Source organism: Spongiibacter marinus (assembly GCF_016906995.1).
Lineage (GTDB): Bacteria > Pseudomonadota > Gammaproteobacteria > Pseudomonadales > Spongiibacteraceae > Spongiibacter > Spongiibacter marinus.
Genome location: NZ_JAFBBD010000008.1, coordinates 226,506 through 246,123 on the forward strand (window position 1 = coordinate 226,506; position 19,618 = coordinate 246,123).

A 19,618-nucleotide genomic window follows, 5' to 3' on the forward strand; every position below is an offset into this window, starting at 1 on the left:
CCTGTGCTCACGCAGGTAGAGAGGATGCATTGATGGCTACAATTCCCCGCTTTAAACCACTGATTCCCGAGCTTTCCGCTGGCCGCAATATCGGTATCGCGGAATTGGGGCTTCGCGGATCACTGCGGTTTGCGCAAACGGTCGCCACCGTGTGCCCTCAGGCGCTGAAATGGTTGCTTCAGTGGCGCCAGCCGAAACCGGCGGAGTTGCGCGAGCTGTTCGAAGCGTTGGGCGCTACGTACATAAAGTTTGGTCAGTTCATTGCGAGTTCACCGTCCATTTTCCCGAAAGATTATGTCGATGAGTTCCAGGCCTGCCTGGATCAAACCCCGGCGATCCCATTCACGAAGATCAGGCAGATCGTTGAACAGGAGCTGGGTTGCCCGCTGGAGGAGGTTTATCAGCGTTTTGGTGAAACAGCGCTGGCGTCTGCGTCCATTGCGCAGGTCCATGCGGCAACCCTGAAAACGGGCGAAGATGTCGTTGTTAAAGTGCAAAAGCCAGGCGTTCGGGCTGTACTGACGACTGACATGAATACGGTATATGTGCTCACGCGGGTGCTCGAACTGATTGTTCCCAATACAGATCGCGATGCGGTGGCGGGGCTGGTTGCAGAGATGTACCAGTCGATGATCGATGAATGCGATTTCGTCAAGGAAGCGGAGAACCTTAACGTTTTTCGGCGTTTTCTAGTAGAAACAGGCAATGACCGGGTGACTGCGCCCAAACCCTATCCGAAGGCATCTTCTGCGCGCGTGCTGACCATGGAACGGCTTTATGGTTGTGCGCTAACCGATCAAGGCCTTCTGGGCGGGAGAGACCCCAGTGAAGGGCTATTTAATGCCCTCAATACCTGGTTTGCCAGTTTGACTCAGTGTTCCTTCTTCCACGCCGATCTGCACAGTGGAAATTTACTGCTGCTTGACGACGGCCGTGTCGGCTTCATTGATTTTGGTATGGTGGGCCGTATCCAGCCGGAGGCATGGCAGGCGATGTTTGCGCTATTTAACGGTGTAAGCTCGCAGAACTACCGAATGATGGCCGAGGCGATGGTGGCCGTTGGTATCACACGCGACGAGGTGGATGTAGAGGCGCTCACGCAGGATATTACCGCGCTATTTACCAACCTGAATGCGCTGGACCCCGTGCGGGTATTGGAGAACAACACGGGCGATGGTGTGAACGCGTTGTTGAGTGACTTAGGTGGTATCGCCAGAAACTACGGAATTCGTTTCCCGCGTTCATTCACGATGCTATTAAAGCAGTTCCTGTATTTTGATCGATATATGGAGTTGTTGGCACCCGGTGTTGATTTATTTCGCGATGAACGCGTGGATATGATGTTCAACATTTAGCGCCGCTAGCTAACGGTAAGGCTATTATCGGGTAGGTAGTACACACGATATTTTTTGCGCCGCCGCCGCTGTTAACTACGTCACATAAAAGGCCGAAGCAGATAGGCTTTGCGGGCAGTCATACCAGTTAACGGAAGGGAGGATGTGGATTGAGTCGCGGCTATCCAGTCCTCACGTTGAGAGCATCGGCATTAATCGCTCTGCTCGTCACTGTCGCCGTGCTATCGATTTTGCTCGTGTTAGCAAAGCAGCATGTCGATCTGGCGCAAATCACCGTTTTTTCCCTTCTTTCTTTGGCTCTCGGTTACGCCACTTTTTACGTTTTGAGTCGTCCCCATTTCTCTGCGTTGCTGCGTTTGGCCAATACCTTGCGAAATATTGAGCAGGGAAATGGCGTGGCACCTAGCTTGGAGGTCCCCAAGGGCGAGTTAAAGGAGCTGGGTGAGGGGCTGAGTGCGATGCTTGCCGCGATGGCCTCCAGAGAAGCCAAATTTGTCGCTGCGCAGCGTGAGCTCGAACTAAAGGTGAGCGAGGTTGCGGTAAGCAATGCTGAACTGGCGGCGACGCTGCGGCGGTTAAAGGCGGCGCAGGAGCAGCTGGTAACAACGGAGAAAATGGCGTCCCTGGGTGGACTGGTTGCGGGCGTTGCGCACGAGATCAATACGCCGGTAGGTGTTGGTGTTACGGCAGTGTCCAGTATGAGTAGCCGAATCATCGACGTGCGCAATAAATACCAGGCTGGCGAGCTGGGACACCGGGAGCTGAATGACTTTCTCGACAATACCCAGCAGCACTGTGAATTGCTGCTCAGTAATCTCAGTCGCGCGGCGGAACTGGTCAGCAGCTTTAAACAGGTTGCTGTTGATCAAAGTGCGGATGGTCTGCGTGAATTTGATTTGGGGGTGTATTTGTCTGAGGTTTGGCGCAGTTTGAGCCCCCAGCTTAAGGGCACCTCGCTGCGCTACGACATGTCAGTTAATGATGATATCCGGGTGTTTAATTATCCGGGCGCCTTGTCTCAGGTACTGACTAACTTAGTGATGAACTCCATTACCCATGGCTATGAAAGAGGGGAGGAGGGCCACCTGCAGCTGGATGTTCGCCACGATGGCGGGGAGGTCGAGTTGGTCTATCGCGATGATGGACGGGGAATTGCTCCAGAGCACTTAGGGCAGGTCTTTGAACCATTCTTTACCACCCGGCGAGGCAGGGGCGGAAGCGGCTTAGGCATGCATATCGTCTACAATTTGGTAACTGGGCAATTGCTAGGCAGCATTGAATTGCACAGCGAGCCTGGTTGTGGTGTGGAGGTGAAAATCCGCTTCCCCGCGAATATCCACCCGGGAGCGCAAACTGAAAATGGATAAAAGCGTGTCGCAAGAAAACGATAAATTACAACTGGCGGCCGATAGTCCTGCGGCTAGCAGCAGACATAGTGACCCCTGGAAGTTGCTGGTGGTTGACGATGAAAAAGTCGTGCACTCTGTCACGCGGCTTGCTTTGGAGGATTTTGAACTAGGCGGGCGCGGTTTGCAGATGATCAGTGCGTATTCGGCTGCCGAAGCGCAGACGCTACTTCAACAACACGACGATATCGCCGTGATCTTGTTGGATGTGGTCATGGAAACCGATCATGCCGGGCTGGAGTTGGCACGCTATATTCGTGAAGAGCTCGGCAATAACTTAGTGCGGATCATCCTGCGCACGGGGCAGGCGGGACAGGCGCCTGAGCACGAGGTGATTACGCGCTACGACATCAATGATTACAAGGAAAAAACCGAACTTACCCGACAGAAATTATTTTCCACCGTCTACACCGCGCTGCGTTCCTACCGGGATCTCAGCGCGCTAGATAATAATCGACGTGGATTGTTGCGGGTCATCGAAGCCTCCGCGGCAATTTTTGAGCGCAGGCAAATGCATGCCTTTTACGACGGTGTGCTTGAGCAGATGATCGCTTTGTTATACCTAAATCGTGATGCGATGCTGATTCGAGCCTCGGGCATCGTAGCTGAAGCCCGTGAGCGTAAACTACAGATATTGGCCTCAGCAGGTAAATTTACCAATTTCGAGGGTGAAGTGAGTTGTGACGCCTTCGACCAACTAACCGGTGAGCGCTTGCGAATTGCTTTTGAAAATAAGTCCAATAACTATGGCGACAATTACTGGGTGAGCTATTACCAAACACAGGCTGGAACCGAGCAATTATTGTACGTGTCCGCGCGAGATAATTTTTCGGTTCCTGATATCCAGATGATCGAGCTTTTTGTAAGAAACGTGGCAATCGCGCACGATAACGTGGAATTAATAGACAGCCTGCGAGATGGAAAGGGCGATGACGGGAGTGGGAGATAACAGTGGCTATCGATGACCCCCTAATGCTGGCGGCAGACACCACGATACAGGGTGAGAGCCAGACACCAAATCAGGCGTCAAAAACGTGGAAGATCCTGATTGTCGACGATGAAGAAGAAATTCATGTGGTGACGCGTTTGGCGTTGCATGACTTCACCTTTGGCGGCCGGCAGTTGGAGTTTATCAGCGCCTACTCGGGTGCTGAAGCGAAGACAATGATTCGCGAGAACCCCGATGTGGCAATTATTTTGCTGGACGTTGTGATGGAAACGGACAGCGCTGGTTTGGATGTGGCGCAATATATTCGTCAGGACCTTGGCAATCATTTTGTCCGCATTGTATTGCGAACCGGGCAGCCCGGTCTGGCTCCGGAAAGGCGGGTACTCAAAGTCTATGATATCAATGACTACCGCGCGAAAACCGAGCTCACTCAAGACCGTTTGTTCTCTGTCATTTACACGGCGTTGTCATCCTATCGCGACCTGGTTTCCCTGGCGCGAAGCCGTCACCAGCTTATCGGCTTGGTCAATGAAATTGAGCAGTTGTCTCACTTAGCGGCAAGGGATCTGCAGGTGCCGTTAAACGAAGTTGTCGGTACGGTTCGTCGCCTGTCCTCGCAAAAACAGGAGGCATTGCCTGCTGCGATTGCCGAGGATGTCATGGATATGCGGGAAAATATTTATGCAATGCAATCGGCGTTGAATAAGCTCGTTGCCCTGACGTCGGTTGGGCGTTTCAACGAGAGCCGCGAAACCGTCGACTGCAATGCGGTGATCCACGAGGTGTTGGTGAATCTCGATGCTGAGTTTCGCGCTAGCAGTGCCAATCTCCACTGTGAGACATTGCCCACGATTCACGCCTGCCACCGGCAAATGGTTCAGCTATTCCAGAACCTGATCAGCAATGCCATTCGCTTCACAGAAGGTCATGCACCGGACATTTATATCAATGCCGTTACTCACGAGCGGAACTGGTTGTTTTCGGTGACGGATACCGGTCGAGGTATCAGTCCTGAGCAGCACAGTAGCTTGTTCAACCTGTTCCATCGCGATAGCACCGAGGGTGTCTCCAAGGAATCTGGTGTGGGACTGGCGATATGCGAAAAAATCGTGCGCTGGCACGGTGGGAAAATCTGGTTGGAGTCTGAGGTCGGCAAGGGGTCGACATTTTACTTCACCATCCCTCTAAGCGAGTAAGGGGCGAGCGATGCGTGCTGACTGGATCGTTTCGGGCCTCTCACAGGCGATACTGTGCACGGATGACGAGGTTAATATCTGTTATCTCAACCCCGCGGCTGAGCAGCTATTAGCGGTAAAGAGTAGCAATGTGTGTGGCAAGCCGGTCAGCGAAGCGCTCGGGTTAAAGGATGAGGCCGGCGGCATGTTAACGGCGGCCTCGCTGAAGGACCTTTGCGCGCAGAATCATGAGGCGAGACTGCGTTTATCGGCAGAGGGAGGCGCGCACGAAGCCGAGCTAGCGGCGAGTGTGTCGCCCGTCCACGATGGGGCGGGAGAGCAAGTGGGTTACAGTCTCATGCTTGCATCTCATACCTTGTCGAATCTCGACAACGCCGGTGCCGACCCATTAACCTCTTTGGAAGGACGAAAGGAATTCGAGCACCGCATTGATAACTTGGTGAATGATGCTGCCACCAGCTCCCGCACTCATGCATTGCTCTACATCGATATTGACCAGTTTAAGCTGGTCAATGACACCAGTGGGCATGGCGCGGGTGACAACCTGATTAAGGTGGTTGGGGAGTGTATTCAAGATGAATTGTTTACCGGCGACCTACTTTACCGTTTAGGGGGCGACGAGTTTGGTGTGCTGTTGAGCAATGTTGACGCGTTTGAAGCGCGCGCTATTGCCACGCGCTTGGTTAAGGCCGTTAAGCGCATCAATTTCAACTGGGGCAATATCAGCCACCGTGTATCGGTAAGTATTGGCGTTGTCCTTATTGACCAGTATTCCCTGGAACGTCAGACCGTGATGAGTCAGGCCGATTTGGCGATGTACTCCGCTAAGGATAATGGCCGAGATCGCGTTCACATATACGATGTGCAAGATAAAAACCTTAGTCGCCTGCATGACGAGATGGATTGGGTGCACCGTATAAACGAAGCCCTGAGCAACGACGACTTTTGTCTGGTGCGCGAGCACATCGTATCGCTGGGTGATGACACCTCAGCGCTAAGCTATAGTGAGTTGTTGCTTCGCATGAAGTACAAAGGCGAGCTGCTCAGCCCGGGGCAATTCATGCCAGCGGCGGAGCGCTTTGGCCTTATGCCGCAGGTGGACCGATGGGTTGTCAATGCCGCCATTGCATACCTTCGCGCGAATCCACAGTTAAAGCCTGGCGAAAATATGTTTTCGGTTAATATCTCCGGGCAGTCACTGTGTCAGGAAGCCTTCCTTGAGTTTGTCTATAGAAAACTTCGCCGTGGTCATGTTGATCCGGGGCTGATTTGTTTCGAAATTACTGAAACGGTTGCGATCACCAATTACTCAGTAGTGACGCGCTTTATTGAGCGCGTGCATGAATTGGGAGGGCAGTTCGCACTCGATGACTTTGGTACGGGCATGTCGTCCTTCGGATATCTGCAAGAGCTGCCGGTGGATTTTGTCAAAATAGATGGGCTCTTTGTCCACGATATGGACACCAACCCCGTGCACGAGGCCATGGTTCGATCTATCAATGACATCAGTCATGTGCTTGGCAAGCGGACTATTGCGGAGTTTGTCGAGCGAGAGTCAGTGCAAGACAAGCTGCGTGACTTAGGTGTCGATTTTAGTCAGGGGTATTTGCACGGTCGCCCAGCGCCGCTGTTAGATGGCAGGGCACAGGCGAACTCCTGATAAGCCCGGTTTGCCTGAAATTCCTGCCACAGTTTGCTCAAATGCCCGGATTTCTACTCCATTTCGGCTCTAGTTCACACTCTTTTGGCATGCTATAACTATGCGTTATTGTGCAGTAACCTGATTTCCGGGGCGCTGTGTCGACCAAAGAGTGTAGTTATGCTGCTTTCCAAGCAATGCAAGTCATTGAGTAACAAGATTTTTCGTGCGCCGGGTGCCGAGCACCTCGCCACGAGCAAAGCGATTATTGATAGCGCTGAAGTTTCTCCCGAAGGGACGGGAATGGAAGCAGGCGATGTCGATGCGATATGGCAGAAAGCGGAGGCTTTACACCGCAGCGGTATGCACCCGATGGTTAGCATGACCCTTCGTCGCAACGGTAAGCTTTTGATTAATCGCAGTATTGGCTACGCGCGCGGCTTGGAAAGCGGCGAACCCGAGGTTGCCGAGCTGAATACCCCCGTGTGCTTATTTTCCGCCTCCAAGGTGGTAACGGCGGTACTGATCCACAAGCTTGCTGAAGATGGACTGATTGACCTCCTCAATCCGGTCAGTCACTACATTCCCGAGTTTGCTCAGGGCGGGAAGGCGAATATCACCATTTACCAGCTATTGGCGCATCGCGCGGGCGTTCCGGGTGTGCCACCGGGCACGCCAACGGAGATTCTTTTTGATCCGCAGGCCGCGCTGGAGAAAATCTGCGCGGAACCGGCCTTATGTGAAGACGGCAGGGTCGTTGCCTACCATGCAATCACCGGTGGTTTCGTGCTCGCCGAGCTTATTCGGATATGCACGGGCAAAGACATTAATACCTACCTGGATGAAGTGATCCGCAAGCCCATGGGCATGCGCTTTTTCCGTTACGGGCTGGAAGAAGCGGACCACCACCACGTCGCTGAAAATTATATTAGTGGTATGGCGAATATCGGCCCGGTAGGCCGGCATTTAGAGAAGGTGCTGGGAACGGATGTCGATTCCGTTGTGCATTTGTCCAACACCGCAGACTTCTTAAACGCGCAAATCCCAGCGGGCAACCTGTACGCAACGGCTGAAGAAGCCAGTCGTTTTTTCCAAATGTTGGTGCAACAAGGGCAGTGGCAGGGTAAGCAGGTGTTATCGCCGCTGACAGTCAACCGCCTTACACGGGAGGCGGCGCGCCCACAATTTGATCGCTCGCTGATTATTCCCATGCGATATAGTGCTGGCGCTATGTTAGGTGGCCGTCACATTGGCGTGTACGGGCGTAATACACCCTACGCTTACGGGCACTTAGGATTTTCTAATATCCTTTGTTGGGCAGACCCCCAGCGGGATATCGCGGTGTCCATTCTCAATACCGGCAAGCCCGTTGTGGGCAATCATATACTGAGCTTGCTGGGCTTGGTGGACGGAATCAGCACGCGTTGCGCGCCATGCAAGAACATGGAGATATTGAACAGTAAAATGCCGCGATTTTCGTTGAACACCTAGTCATTTTATTGTTCACCGACTCTGTTATTATTGTATAACTAACTGGCACTAGTGAACTAAGCATCAGTGCTGATACTCAGTTCGCACACAAGCTGCTACGGTGATGTGTTATTGCCCTGGTACACGGCTAAAACAGGAAGACCATGCCCTCTACAATTAAGAAGCTCGACAAGAAATTGCAGGAAGCCTCCAGCTTTGATGAGTGGAAGTCGCTGGCTCAGGAACACGATCGCAGCTCGGGTCGGGCTCACTGGAAGAAGATAGACAAGACTAGCTTGTACGATTACGCCTCGATTCGTTCTCGACTCGAGCGTCTCAGGTATTTTCGCGAGAATAACGACAATATTGGGCTGCTGTTCACCCTCAATGAAGGGATACACGGCAATATGGGTGGCATGGGTAAGCCCGTGCTGTACTCCCGTGCAAAATTTGGCACCAAGGAGCTGATTGGCGACTACGTCGATGCCATTGTCGATGCCCTGGATCACCTGAGTAATTTGGACTGTGATCAGCCCGGCTTTGTGGAGCGCTTGGACTTTTTCCGTCGCGCGAATAAGTGTTACGGGAAGTCGGCGTTGATGCTCAGTGGCGGGGCGATACTGGGCAATTTCCACGTTGGTGTGGTTAAGGCGCTGATCGAACAAGACCTTTTGCCCGACGTTATTTCCGGCGCCAGTGCCGGCTCGCTGATCGCTGCCGTGCTCGGCACAAAAACTGACGAAGAGTTGGGGTATTTCCTCGATACCGATAACTTGTTGCAGGAATTGCGCTTAGAAATGGAGCTGGTCAACAACGACCTGTCCAGCACGACTCCTCGCATCAATCACCGCATGCTCAAGGAGAAGATCGCCAAGCTGGTACCGGATATGACCTTCCAGGAGGCCTTTGAAAAAACCGGTCGCCACATTAACATTTCGGTCTCGCCGTCTGATGTTCACCAGACTTCTCGCCTACTCAATGCGGTTGCCTCGCCCAACGTCTATATTCGCAAAGCGGTTCTCGCATCGTGTGCAGTACCCGGCGTATTTCCGCCAGTGATGTTAGAGGCGAAAAACGTCCACGGACATCCCCAGCCCTATTTGGCGACGCGCCGTTGGATCGATGGTTCCTTCAGTGACGATTTGCCTGCTAAGCGTTTATCCCGCCTGTACGGCGTGAACCACTTTATTGTCAGCCAGACCAATCCCATTGTGCTGTGGATGTTGCACGATGCGAAGTTGGATCAGGCGGGTGTCGTTAAGTCACTGCGGCACTTCACAATGCGTAGCCTTAAAGAGTGGTACAAGGTTAGCAACGGCCTGATTCAAAAATACTTTAAGTCCTCACCAAAGGTGCGACGGCTGGCGAATATGGCCAATGCGGTCATCAGTCAAGAGTACACAGGGGACATTAATATTATCCCGCGCTACCGCTTTTTTGATCCGCGCAAGCTTCTCAATGAGCTGACAGAAGATCAATTGCGCTTCTTTATCAAAGAAGGGGAGCGAGCGACCTGGCCGAAAATTGAAATGATTCGTACCAGTACCAAGATCAGCCGGAAGTTGGCAGATATTTTGGAACGCTATGAAGATGAAGAGATGGTGCGACTGGGTAAGAATCACCAACACCACCTCGGCGCAGAGATGCCGCGAAGCCGTCGCGCCTAAGTCATTAATCTCCCGCTAAGCCCCGCTTGAGCTTGAACCGCAGCGGGGCTGCTCGTACTATTTGCTTTCCTCAGGCCTGCCTAACAACGGAGAGTAGTATGGTCGAACCTACAACCTTTACCCCCTATATATCAGCTTTTGGTGGCGCCTTAATTGGCTTGTCAGCCGTTTTGCTTATGTGGTCTGTGGGCCGTATTGCCGGGATATCCGGAATCGTTGCCGGGGCAGCCTTGGAACACGGTGAGGAGCGTAACTGGCGACTGCTGTTCCTGCTGGGGTTATTCATTGGCGCGGGCGCAACAGCGGCGCTAAGTGGGGCACTAGACGATATTCAGCCCCTGGTGTCGACGCCGGTGCTGGTTGCCGCAGGCGTACTCGTTGGTGTCGGTACGTCTATGGGCTCAGGCTGCACCTCTGGTCACGGCGTATGCGGCATCTCGCGTTTTTCCTGGCGCTCGATTGTCGCCACGTGCCTATTCATGTTGAGCGGCTTTGTTACGGTATTTGTGATGCGCCATGTACTGGGAGAAGGCCTGTGAAGAATATTGTCATAGTGTTGGCGGGGGCCTTGTTTGGCGCTGGTATTGCGATTTCCGGAATGGCCAATCCGGCCAAGGTACAGAATTTCCTCGACCTCTTCGGGGTGTGGGATCCGAGTTTAGCCTTTGTTATGGGCGCAGCGCTTGTAGTTGCAACACCCGCCTATTTTTTCGTTTTTAAAGCGGGTAAACCGAAATTTGCTGAGCGTTTTCACTTGCCCGAACGCAAGGATATTGACCGCAAGCTTGTGGCCGGAGCCGTGCTGTTTGGCATGGGATGGGGCTTGAGTGGTCTTTGTCCCGCTCCGGCACTGGTAGCGATACTCAGCGGTATTGGTCACTTTGTTGTGTTTGCCCTGGCAATGCTTGCCGGCATGATCCTTCAGCGGCAGTTTATGTCGCGATAGCGCCTGTGGAAAGTGCCGGATTGAGTGTAAACTGCAGGCTCTTAAAAAATAAGCGCCTAGCGCGATGGGAGTGCTCATGACGGTAAGTTTGCAATTTGAGCAGGATCTGGAAACGGTATGGAACCGACTTCAAGACCCTGATTTTCGTGTGGAACGCAGTTTAGCGCTGGGTGAACTCAGCGCCGATTGCGAAATTGAGGATCACGGTGACACGCTTACTGTGCATATGACGCGTGAAGTGACGAGGGAGTTGCCGTCAGTACTGGCTAAGGTTTTTAACCCGAAGCAAACGCTCAAATTTGTCGAAGAGTGGCAGGCCGATGGTGACGGATGGTCCGGTACCATTCAGATTACCGTAGACGGCCAGCCGGTGGTGCTGTCTGCAGAAATGTCGCTTCAGCCAAAAGGCAGTGGTTGTGAATACCGCGTCAGCCATCGCTGCAAGGCAAAGATCCCCCTGGTTGGTGGCAAAGTTGAGAAATTCGTCTTGTCCCAGACCGATAGCGGTGCGGTGGATGAGTTGAACTACCTCAAGTCAGATCTTGGCTAAGTCCTTCTCAGGCTGCTTGCTGGCGATCCAGTAATGCAGCCTGCAGATCCTGCGGCGCGCGCAGGCGTTTGATCTCTTCGAATAGCCCTGCGGCCTCTGGGTAGTGGCGGCGCAAATATCCCAGCCACTGTTTCACGGGCCCGCCAACGTGGCGCGGCGCACAGTTGATCAGGCTGTCCTGAAACAGCTCGCGCACCATTGGAAATATCTGCTGCCAGTCTTTGTCTTGGTAGCCATCGCCAGCCTGCGCGGCTTTAATCGACAGGGCGAGATCTGGGCGCGACAGAATTCCTCTACCCAGCATAATATCGTTGCAGCCACTGTCATTTAGGCATTTCTCGGCATCTGTAGGGCTCCATATTTCACCGTTCGCGACAATGGGAATTGCGAAACGCTCGCCTGCCGGGGCGATTTCATGCCAGTGGGCGGGCGGCGTGTAACCGTCGTCGCGCGTGCGAGCGTGTACTGTCAGCTGCTGGGCACCACCGTCCACAATGGCGGCGACGACATCCAAAAAGCGGCTGCGGTCGCGGTAACCCAGGCGGATTTTTACGGTCAAAGGACAGTGCTTGGGCAAAGCCGCTCGGATTTCACCCACGATGTTATGGATCAGCTCGGGCTCGTCCAGCAGCACAGAACCGCCTCGATGGCGATTGACGCATTTAGCTGGACAGCCGAAGTTTAGATCGACGCCCAGTGCGCCCAGCTCCGCCGCGCGCGCGGCGTTGTCGGCCATCGGTAACGGCTCGCTGCCCAGCAGTTGAACGTACACTGGAACGCCACTGGGGGTTTTGCCGTCGTGTTGCAGTTCAGGGCAGAGGCGATGGAACACCCTTGGCGGCAGCAGTTGGTTGGTGACGCGAACAAATTCGGTAATACAGCGGTCGATGCCGCCTGCGCTGGCCAGCAGTGCGCGCATGCGTGCGTTGACGACACCCTCCATCGGGGCAAGATGAATTTGCATGGCGTGGATGCTCTGAGAAACGTAAAATAGGCGATCAATGTCGGCGCATTATAGCGAGCTTGCCGGCATCTTTGGGGAATTTACCATGGCAGTGACTAAACGTTCCGGCATATTGTCGATATTGCTACTGGCCGTTATAGCTGGCGTAGTGCTGGCTGTGGTTCAGGCCTACTCGATAGCGCCGGATGCCGAGGCGCTGGCCGAAGAGTCAGAAATCTTTAACGCCGACGACGCGCAGTGGTTTGGTGAGGAGCCCGAGACCCGCAGAGTCGTCGTGGGTTTGGCCGTACAACAAGCGCAGGGGGTCGAACAGGCCCTGGTTGCGGTTGACGGGCAGGAGCGCTTTGTGCGGTCGGGTGATACCTTGGCGGCGCCCTGCCTGCGCGTTGCAGAAATTCTGGACGCGAGCCTCCTGCTGGACAGTTGTGGGGCGTATCAATTGTTGCCCATTGGCGGCGGTGGCTTCCACTATAAGCCGCTGGCGACTGGCAGGCCCCAGCCAGCAGCGAGGGTGGAGACCGTTGATCTGCGTGGCAACAATGCTGTCACCACATTGGTTGCTGAATACCTTGAGCGCTTGTATACCTCGCCACTGTCGCTGCGCGGGGCGGTGAAAGTAGAGCGTAAGAAGTCGGACTCCGGTGAGCGGGAGTACTACCTTTACCCGGGCAAAGATGAACGCCTTTTTTCCCAGCTGCCGCTTCGTAGCGGCGATCGCTTGCACGCCGTCAATGGCATTGCGCTGAGCGATAGCGAGGCGTTGAGCGACTTGTATGAGCGTCTCGACGAGGTGGAGGCGATCACCATTACTTTGGCGCAGAAGCAACAGAGCACCAAGATAGTATTAGTGTCCTTGCCAGCGACCGTTCAGGCAATGATTCGCCTCGCAGCCGAGTAGTTGCTTCGCAGAATTCAGTGCGCATTTTCTTGCGAAATGATTGACTTTCCTTAATATTTTGTCGGCCTCTCGGGTAGTATACTGAGCCAAACAATAGCGGCGACTCAGCTGCCCCGCAGCACTGTACGGAGAGAACGATGAGCGACTATAAAAAATGGGAATGTGTTATCTGTGGCTTCATTTATGATGAGGCAGAGGGTATTCCCGATGACGGTATTCCCGCTGGCACACGCTGGGACGATGTTCCCGAGGACTGGGAGTGCCCCGATTGTGGTATTAGTAAGTTCGACTTCGATATGGTTGAGGCTTAGCCACCTGCATCACCGACACTGCACTCTGCCGCTGATTTTCAGCAGAGTGCAGCACCCCTCAAAAATTACCTTCCACTGTGCGCCTCGCACATTGCCTCTGTTACACTAGGCCGGATTTGGCGCAAAAGCGTCGTTCAACTGTCCAAGACCAGAGGTAACTATGCAAATGATAAAAAAAGCCTTGTTATTATCTTCACTGTTGTTGGCGGCCGCCTGTGCTCCCGAAGTGGGTTCCGAGGCATGGTGCGCGGCGATGAAGGAAAAGCCCAAAGGTGATTGGAGCGTCAACGAAGCAAGCGACTACACCAAACACTGCGTATTTAAATAGTGATAAGCCTGTCCGGGCCGGGTAGCTTTGCCCGGTTTTGATGACGGTTTGATGAAAAGGGCATTGCAAGCCTGGCTGACTCCGGCTAAAACCTTGCAAAAGCGTCGTTCGTGGTAAGAAAAATGTCACACTGTTTCTCTACTATGCGTCGCTTAGCTACAACGGTAGGGATGATGTACAACTGTGGATAAATTGGCGGTAGTAAAAATTTTGCGTAGCTCCCAGTTGCGCTCCGCCATCAGCGCCTTGCTTTTAGTGTTGTTGATTGTGTTGCTGACCGAGCTATTTTGGAGTGTCGCCAGCATCTTGCGCACGCCAACGTTGCCCCCGGCCAGCGTTGCCACGGTTGATGTTGCGACAGGCAATGGCCCTGACTACAGTGTCCAGTCTTTGCTAGCCGTCCCCCTGTTTGGCGAGCCACCCAAGGCGGCGGTGGATGAACAGACGATCCAGAAGGATATCAAGCGCAGCCGTCTGAAAATTACCGTGCTTGGCGTTGTTGCCGGCAGCAAAGACAGTGGCGTGGCGATTCTGCGCCACGGCAGCAAGACTAAAGCCTACGGTGTGGGGGAAAAGATAGAAGTGGCTGGGGCCGTGAAACTGTTGGCGGTAATGCCTGACCACATTGTGATTGAGAACAACCGCAAGCAGGAAAAAATTGAACTGCAAAAACGCCGCGTGAGCCAGGGGATTAGCGCAACAGCCACTCCCTCAGCGGCGAACGGCGATGTGATCGACCTGAATCGTGCTGAAATTCGCGATCTTATCGGCGACCCGCGGCAGACAATTCAAAATAGCCCGCTGCGTTTGGCGCGCTTTTTTGCCGCGAGCCCGGTAATGGAGGGCGAGCAGCTGATTGGCTACGAGATGAAACCGGGGCGCGATCCACGCCTTTTTAAACTGCTTGATTTGAAGCCAGGCGATGTCGTTTTATCGGTGAATGGCCAGTCGTTGTCGGAGTTGCCGACTACCGAATTAATGAAGCTGATGGAAACCACGCAATCCTTCGAGCTGCTTGTGCAGCGCAACAATACGATTTTGAGTAAAAGATTGGATATATGAAAACTTTTCTCCTGAGCCTATCACTGCTGGTGGTACTGGCCGCGCCGCTGCAAGCCGCTTATGCCGAACGCTTCGAACTCGACATGCAAAATGTGGATATCGGTGAATTTATCGACACGGTTGCCAAATTGACGGGCAAAACCATTGTTGTAGACAGCCGAGTGAAGGGCAAGGTCAGCGTTCAGAGCCACAGAAAACTCGACGCCGATGAACTGTATCAAATCTTCCTGCTGCAGCTCGGGGTAGAGGGTTACTCTGCGGTCGAGGCCGGCGACGGTGTGCTCAAAGTTATTCCAAATCAAGCGGCGAAAATAGAAGGCATTGAGGTTCAGCGTTCCTCCGCCGCAGTGGGTCGCAGTGAGTCCATCATTACCCGCATCGCGCAGCTGCAAAATGCGGATTCCGACGAGCTGGTGAAGTCATTACGGCCGCTTGTCGACAATAAAGTCGGGGTAATCACCAGTTACTCCGATGCCAATATCATCTTGATTACCGATCGCGAATCCAATGTTCGCCGTTTGATGTCGATCATCTCGGCCGTTAACTCTGTCGACTCCCAGTTGATGGAGACCGTGGTGTTGCGTAATTCGTCGGCGGAAGAGGTGGAGCGCGTTTTAAACAAAGTGCTGTCGCAACAAACGCGCAAACGGGGATCATCCAAACCTGTTGTCGCGGCGGACCCACGGACGAATACGCTTATTCTGTTTGGTGACGACGAGGCGCGTAGTTACTTGCGCCGGCTTGTCGCTGACCTGGATAGCGAGGTGTCCAGCCAATCAAATATCCGCGTTAAGTACCTGAAGTACGCCAAAGCGGAGGAACTGGCAAAAGTTCTGAAAAGCATAAGCGACACCATTGTTAAAGATGAGCAAAGCGCGGGCCGAAATGCGGCGCCGGGCGTGTCTTCGTCAATTAACATTGAAGCCCACGAGCAGACGAACTCCATCGTCATGTCGGGTAGCCCACATATTATCTCTGACTTGGAAAAAATCATTCGCGACCTGGATATCCGTCGTGCCCAGGTGTTGGTCGAAGCCATCATTATTGAAGTGACGGACAGCAAGGCCAAAGAGTTAGGCGTGCAGTGGTTGTTCAGAGGGTCTCAAGAGGGCAGCACACCCGCAGGCGGCATTAATTTCGGCGGCGGTGCATCCGGTACCAGCGGCACACCGGGAATCATTAGTCTGTTGGCTGGCAGCGATGCTGCGGCGGCAGCGGCATCGACGGTCAAGGGCGCTGCCATCGGTCTTGGGAAACTGTCGGATGGCTTTAGCTTCGCTACCCTGGTCTCGGCGTTGGCGAGTGACTCGGAGTCAAATATTCTCTCTACGCCCAGCCTGCTCACCTTGGACAACGAAGAGGCGTCTATTCTGGTGGGGCAGGAAATTCCGGTGATCACTGGTTCAACTGCCAGCTCCACAAATACCAATCCTTTCCAGACCATCGAGCGGCAAGAGGTGGGGACTAAGCTCCTGATGACGCCGCAGATTAACGATGGCGATGCTGTGCAAATGACCATCGAACAGGAGGTCTCCTCGCTCAGCCCGGCAACCAATGCCGCCGATGTTATTACCAATAAGCGCACCATAAAAACGACAGTACTGGTGAACGACGGCGCAACAATTGTGCTGGGCGGCCTTATTGATGATCAGGTCAATGAGCAGACGGCGAAGGTGCCGTTGTTGGGCGATATCCCCCTGTTGGGCAGATTGTTTCGCGCGGACAACACCAGCATGTCCAAGCGCAATTTGATGGTGTTTATCCGGCCAACGATCGTCCGTGACCAGGCAACACTCTCTGAACTCAGTGGCAGAAAGTACAACTTTATTCGCACCGAGCAGTTAGCTAAAGCTGCATCCGGTATTTCCTTGTTCCCATTCACCGAGCTATCGGTGTTACCAGAATGGTCCGGCCTGGAGCCGTCGCCGGTAGATTTACTGCCCCGCGAAACCCTGGCTGAGCCGCCGGTTAAGGCATCGCCAGCCGCCGACACTGAACCGGCACCGCAGAATGCACCAGCGCCGCAACCACCGGCGCAGCAGGGCGCCGCTGCCAGCCCGGCAGAGGAAGCGCCGGTTACGGCCGAGCCCATAGAGTGGCGCAAGGACGAATGCAGTCGCCGGGTACGCGCTGGCTCGAAGATGCCGCGCCGCTGCGACGGCGCTGAGGATGGCCAAGCCTGATGTCGCGCCCGTTAAGTTACGCTTTTGCACGCACTAATCGCCTGTTGGTGGAGGACGGCGAGCACGGCCCTCAGGTGCTGGTTTGCCGCACCACGCCAGCGTCTGCCTTAGCAGAGGTTCAGCGCGCACTGAATACGTCTTTTTCAATGGCGCTATGTGATGAGGACGCGCTGCAAGAGAAGATTAACGAGGCTTTTCAGCGCCAGCAGGGCGATGCGATGTCGGCGATGGGCGATATCAGCGACGAAGTGGACCTTGACCGCTTGGCTGAGGAGATCCCCGAGTCTCAGGATCTGTTGGACGCGCAGGATGACGCCCCTGTTATCCGCCTGATTAATGCCTTGTTCGGTGAAGCGCTAAAGCGCGACGCTTCCGATATTCATATTGAAACCTACGAGAAAACCATGTCGGTTCGCTTGCGAGTGGACGGCATTCTGCAAGAAGTATTAACGCCCAACCGCCGCCTCGCGCCCTTGCTGGTGTCGCGCATAAAGGTGATGTCTCGCCTCGATATTGCGGAAAAGCGGGTGCCCCAGGATGGTCGTGTGTCACTGCGGATCGCCGGTCGTTCGGTGGACGTGCGGGTGTCGACCATTCCATCGAATTACGGCGAGCGTGTGGTGATGCGCCTGCTGGATAAACAGGCTGCGCGAATCGATCTATCTCATCTGGGTATGCCCGAGAGAACGCTGGCGAAACTGACCGACCTGTTGCATCAGCCCAACGGTATTATCCTGGTGACCGGGCCGACCGGCTCCGGTAAAACCACCACGCTTTATGCTGGGTTGATGGCCTTGAACGACCGCAAGCGGAATATTCTCACCGTGGAAGACCCGGTAGAGTACGACATTGAAGGAATCGGTCAGACGCAAGTGCATGCCAAAGTGGGTATGACCTTCGCGAGGGGCCTGCGGGCGATTCTTCGCCAGGACCCTGATGTTGTGATGGTCGGCGAGATACGCGACCAAGAGACGGCCGAAATTGCCGTACAGGCATCGTTAACCGGGCACATGGTGTTATCGACCCTGCACACCAACACCGCCATCGGCGCCATTACGCGTCTGGTCGACATCGGTGTAGAACCATACTTGATTGCGTCGAGCTTAAAAGGTGTATTGGCACAGCGCCTGGTGCGTCGTTTGTGTCAGTCCTGCCGCCAGCCAATAACGCTGGATGCGACGGAAGCGCGCCTGCTGGGCGATACCCAGTTAGAGGGTCAGCAAGCCTACAATGCCGGTGGCTGCGAAGCGTGCCAGCACTCTGGTTATCGCGGTCGCCAGGGCGTCTATGAATTGTTGGTGATCGACAGGGAACTGGCGGAAATGATCCACAATCGCGCCGGCGAGCAGGAGATTCAGCGCTATGCCAGTGCCCGAATGACAACGCTGATGTCAGAGGGGCGGCGGCTGGTACTCGAAGGCCAAACGAGCCTCGACGAATTGTTGCGCAGCGTTCGCGAGGGTGCCGATGCCGGCCTTTGAGTACCGAGCACTCGACGCTGGCGGCGCCAGTCGCAAGGGCATCGTCGAAGCCGATTCGATCCGCATGGCAAGGCAAGCCCTGCGGGATCAGCAGTTATTTCCGGTAGAAGTAAAAGCCACGCGCGATAAATCTTCCGGTAAGGGTGGCCTGTCGTTGTCGCGGCCGCGCATCGGTATTGCCGATCTGGCGCTGTTCACCCGCCACTTAGCAACACTGATACATTCCGGAATACCGGTCGAAGAGGCCTTGGCGGCAACGGCAAAGCACAGTCGCAAAGAGGCGCTCAAGCGTATAATTCTGGAATTGCGTTCGCGGGTATTGGAGGGGCACTCGCTCGCCGATGGACTGAACGATCACCCCCACGTGTTTAGTTCTGTTTACCGTGCACTGGTCAGCTCTGGCGAAAAATCCGGTGATTTGGCAGAGGTGTTAAATCAGCTTGCAGAATACACCGAAGACAGCCAAAAGCTGCGGGGAGTGATTGTGCAGGCGGCGCTCTATCCCGTGGTATTGTGTTTTGTCGCCATCGGCGTCATTACCGCGCTAATGACCTATGTTGTTCCAAAGGTCACCGCGCAGTTTGAACACTACGATCAGACGCTGCCGTTTTTAACACGGGCACTGATTAGCATCAGCGACGGCCTCGCCAGCTACTGGTATGTGATGATTCTTGCGATAGCGGCCGTCGCGTCGGGCGTTTATCTATGGATGCGCGATCCGCAACGGCGCTTGCGAGCTCATCGCTGGGTATTGAAGGTGCCGCTTTGGGGATTGCTGATGCTGGAGCTGGACGCGGCGCGCATGCTGCGTACGCTGGCGATTTTGCTGTCGTCGGGGGTACCGTTTTTGGAAACGCTGAAAGTGGCCTGTGCAACGCTGGGCAATGAGCATTTAAAACAAAGCATGGATCGCGTGCGCGAGCAGGTGCGCGAGGGCAAGAGCTTTAGCCGGTGTTTACAGGATGAAGCGGAATTGCCTCCAATGGCGGTGTATATGATCGCCAGTGGCGAATCCAGTGGCGAGTTGGAGCAGATGGTTCAGCGCGCCGCCGCCAACCTGGAGCGCGAGCTTCAGGCTCGTGTGCAAATGTTTGTCAGCCTTTTTGAACCCCTGTTAATCGTGGTTTTGGGGCTGGTAGTCTTAGCGATCGTGTTGGCAATTCTGCTGCCGATACTGCAATTGAATAACCTTACTCAGTTTTAGGAGGTCGAC

The 19,618-nt window shown here is 54.3% G+C and carries 18 protein-coding genes; 17 read left to right on the forward strand and 1 reads right to left on the reverse strand.

Annotation, left to right across the window (positions count from 1 at the left end; translation table 11 throughout):
* Nucleotides 1-32 precede the first annotated feature (32 nt).
* The 10 genes from HNR64_RS13815 (at nucleotide 33) to HNR64_RS13860 (ending at nucleotide 11,178) form a co-directional block, all read left to right on the forward strand.
* Entirely contained in the window at nucleotides 33-1,355 is a 1,323-nt protein-coding gene (locus tag HNR64_RS13815; protein WP_204997016.1) for an ABC1 kinase family protein, read from the forward strand.
* 149 nt (nucleotides 1,356-1,504) lie between these two features.
* Complete coding sequence (locus HNR64_RS13820) at nucleotides 1,505-2,722, forward strand: sensor histidine kinase (RefSeq protein ID WP_204997017.1); 1,218 nt, start codon at nucleotides 1,505-1,507, stop codon at nucleotides 2,720-2,722.
* Nucleotides 2,715-3,710, forward strand: coding sequence for a DUF3369 domain-containing protein (locus tag HNR64_RS13825; protein ID WP_204997018.1), 996 nt, complete (start codon nucleotides 2,715-2,717; stop codon nucleotides 3,708-3,710). The genes HNR64_RS13820 and HNR64_RS13825 overlap by 8 nt, the downstream gene beginning before the upstream one ends.
* Before the next feature lie 2 nt (nucleotides 3,711-3,712).
* On the forward strand, nucleotides 3,713-4,906 hold the full coding sequence (locus HNR64_RS17490) for an ATP-binding protein (protein WP_204997019.1): 1,194 nt from the start codon (nucleotides 3,713-3,715) through the stop codon (nucleotides 4,904-4,906).
* A 10-nt stretch (nucleotides 4,907-4,916) separates the two neighbouring features.
* Nucleotides 4,917-6,566 (forward strand): sensor domain-containing protein, encoded by a 1,650-nt coding sequence (locus HNR64_RS13835; protein ID WP_204997020.1) that lies wholly within the window; start codon nucleotides 4,917-4,919, stop codon nucleotides 6,564-6,566.
* A 159-nt stretch (nucleotides 6,567-6,725) separates the two neighbouring features.
* Nucleotides 6,726-8,036, forward strand: coding sequence for a serine hydrolase domain-containing protein (locus HNR64_RS13840; RefSeq protein ID WP_204997021.1), 1,311 nt, complete (start codon nucleotides 6,726-6,728; stop codon nucleotides 8,034-8,036).
* A 143-nt stretch (nucleotides 8,037-8,179) separates the two neighbouring features.
* Complete coding sequence (locus HNR64_RS13845) at nucleotides 8,180-9,682, forward strand: DUF3336 domain-containing protein (RefSeq protein ID WP_239547855.1); 1,503 nt, start codon at nucleotides 8,180-8,182, stop codon at nucleotides 9,680-9,682.
* Nucleotides 9,683-9,780: 98 nt separating this feature from the next.
* On the forward strand, nucleotides 9,781-10,221 hold the full coding sequence (locus HNR64_RS13850) for a YeeE/YedE family protein (protein ID WP_204997022.1): 441 nt from the start codon (nucleotides 9,781-9,783) through the stop codon (nucleotides 10,219-10,221).
* The gene (locus HNR64_RS13855; RefSeq protein WP_204997023.1) at nucleotides 10,218-10,628 is read left to right on the forward strand and encodes a YeeE/YedE family protein; all 411 of its coding nucleotides are present in this window, start codon (nucleotides 10,218-10,220) and stop codon (nucleotides 10,626-10,628) included. Before HNR64_RS13850 ends, HNR64_RS13855 begins: the two co-directional genes overlap by 4 nt.
* A gap of 76 nt (nucleotides 10,629-10,704) precedes the next feature.
* A complete protein-coding gene (locus HNR64_RS13860; RefSeq protein ID WP_027872829.1) occupies nucleotides 10,705-11,178 on the forward strand; it encodes a DUF2505 domain-containing protein in 474 nt (157 codons plus the stop codon).
* A 7-nt stretch (nucleotides 11,179-11,185) separates the two neighbouring features.
* On the opposite strand, the gene HNR64_RS13865 is transcribed toward HNR64_RS13860, so the two are convergent.
* Nucleotides 11,186-12,142, reverse strand: a complete 957-nt coding sequence (locus tag HNR64_RS13865) for a tRNA dihydrouridine synthase (protein ID WP_204997024.1) — start codon at nucleotides 12,140-12,142, stop codon at nucleotides 11,186-11,188.
* 85 nt (nucleotides 12,143-12,227) lie between these two features.
* Here HNR64_RS13865 and HNR64_RS13870 point away from each other — a divergent pair, with 85 nt between their 5' ends.
* From HNR64_RS13870 to gspF, 7 genes are all read left to right on the forward strand, one after another.
* Nucleotides 12,228-13,040, forward strand: coding sequence for a hypothetical protein (locus HNR64_RS13870; protein WP_204997025.1), 813 nt, complete (start codon nucleotides 12,228-12,230; stop codon nucleotides 13,038-13,040).
* A 137-nt stretch (nucleotides 13,041-13,177) separates the two neighbouring features.
* Nucleotides 13,178-13,351 carry a rubredoxin gene (locus HNR64_RS13875; protein ID WP_027872826.1) on the forward strand — a complete coding sequence of 58 codons (174 nt, stop codon included), beginning with the start codon at nucleotides 13,178-13,180 and terminating at the stop codon, nucleotides 13,349-13,351.
* A gap of 160 nt (nucleotides 13,352-13,511) precedes the next feature.
* Nucleotides 13,512-13,679, forward strand: coding sequence for a DUF3012 domain-containing protein (locus tag HNR64_RS13880; protein ID WP_204997026.1), 168 nt, complete (start codon nucleotides 13,512-13,514; stop codon nucleotides 13,677-13,679).
* Between the two features lie 183 nt (nucleotides 13,680-13,862).
* Nucleotides 13,863-14,741, forward strand: a complete 879-nt coding sequence (gene gspC, locus HNR64_RS13885) for a type II secretion system protein GspC (RefSeq protein ID WP_027872825.1) — start codon at nucleotides 13,863-13,865, stop codon at nucleotides 14,739-14,741.
* A complete protein-coding gene (gene gspD, locus HNR64_RS13890; RefSeq protein WP_239547856.1) occupies nucleotides 14,738-16,924 on the forward strand; it encodes a type II secretion system secretin GspD in 2,187 nt (728 codons plus the stop codon). Before gspC ends, gspD begins: the two co-directional genes overlap by 4 nt.
* Entirely contained in the window at nucleotides 16,924-18,405 is a 1,482-nt protein-coding gene (gene gspE, locus HNR64_RS13895; RefSeq protein ID WP_204997027.1) for a type II secretion system ATPase GspE, read from the forward strand. Before gspD ends, gspE begins: the two co-directional genes overlap by 1 nt.
* Nucleotides 18,392-19,609: a type II secretion system inner membrane protein GspF gene (gene gspF / locus HNR64_RS13900; protein WP_204997028.1), complete on the forward strand. Its 1,218-nt coding sequence runs from the start codon at nucleotides 18,392-18,394 to the stop codon at nucleotides 19,607-19,609. The genes gspE and gspF overlap by 14 nt, the downstream gene beginning before the upstream one ends.
* Nucleotides 19,610-19,618 lie beyond the last annotated feature (9 nt).

What these genes read in the sequence shown, in the direction of transcription:
- HNR64_RS13815 (WP_204997016.1), top strand. Translation starts at nt 33, where the DNA reads ATGGCTACAATTCCCCGCTTTAAACCACTGATTCCCGAGCTTTCCGCT.
- HNR64_RS13825 (WP_204997018.1), top strand. Translation starts at nt 2,715, where the DNA reads ATGGATAAAAGCGTGTCGCAAGAAAACGATAAATTACAACTGGCGGCC.
- HNR64_RS13835 (WP_204997020.1), top strand. Translation starts at nt 4,917, where the DNA reads ATGCGTGCTGACTGGATCGTTTCGGGCCTCTCACAGGCGATACTGTGC.
- HNR64_RS13840 (WP_204997021.1), top strand. Translation starts at nt 6,726, where the DNA reads ATGCTGCTTTCCAAGCAATGCAAGTCATTGAGTAACAAGATTTTTCGT.
- HNR64_RS13845 (WP_239547855.1), top strand. Translation starts at nt 8,180, where the DNA reads ATGCCCTCTACAATTAAGAAGCTCGACAAGAAATTGCAGGAAGCCTCC.
- HNR64_RS13850 (WP_204997022.1), top strand. Translation starts at nt 9,781, where the DNA reads ATGGTCGAACCTACAACCTTTACCCCCTATATATCAGCTTTTGGTGGC.
- HNR64_RS13860 (WP_027872829.1), top strand. Translation starts at nt 10,705, where the DNA reads ATGACGGTAAGTTTGCAATTTGAGCAGGATCTGGAAACGGTATGGAAC.
- HNR64_RS13865 (WP_204997024.1), bottom strand. Translation starts at nt 12,142, where the DNA reads ATGCAAATTCATCTTGCCCCGATGGAGGGTGTCGTCAACGCACGCATG.
- HNR64_RS13870 (WP_204997025.1), top strand. Translation starts at nt 12,228, where the DNA reads ATGGCAGTGACTAAACGTTCCGGCATATTGTCGATATTGCTACTGGCC.
- HNR64_RS13875 (WP_027872826.1), top strand. Translation starts at nt 13,178, where the DNA reads ATGAGCGACTATAAAAAATGGGAATGTGTTATCTGTGGCTTCATTTAT.
- HNR64_RS13880 (WP_204997026.1), top strand. Translation starts at nt 13,512, where the DNA reads ATGCAAATGATAAAAAAAGCCTTGTTATTATCTTCACTGTTGTTGGCG.
- gspD (WP_239547856.1), top strand. Translation starts at nt 14,738, where the DNA reads ATGAAAACTTTTCTCCTGAGCCTATCACTGCTGGTGGTACTGGCCGCG.
- gspE (WP_204997027.1), top strand. Translation starts at nt 16,924, where the DNA reads ATGTCGCGCCCGTTAAGTTACGCTTTTGCACGCACTAATCGCCTGTTG.
- gspF (WP_204997028.1), top strand. Translation starts at nt 18,392, where the DNA reads ATGCCGGCCTTTGAGTACCGAGCACTCGACGCTGGCGGCGCCAGTCGC.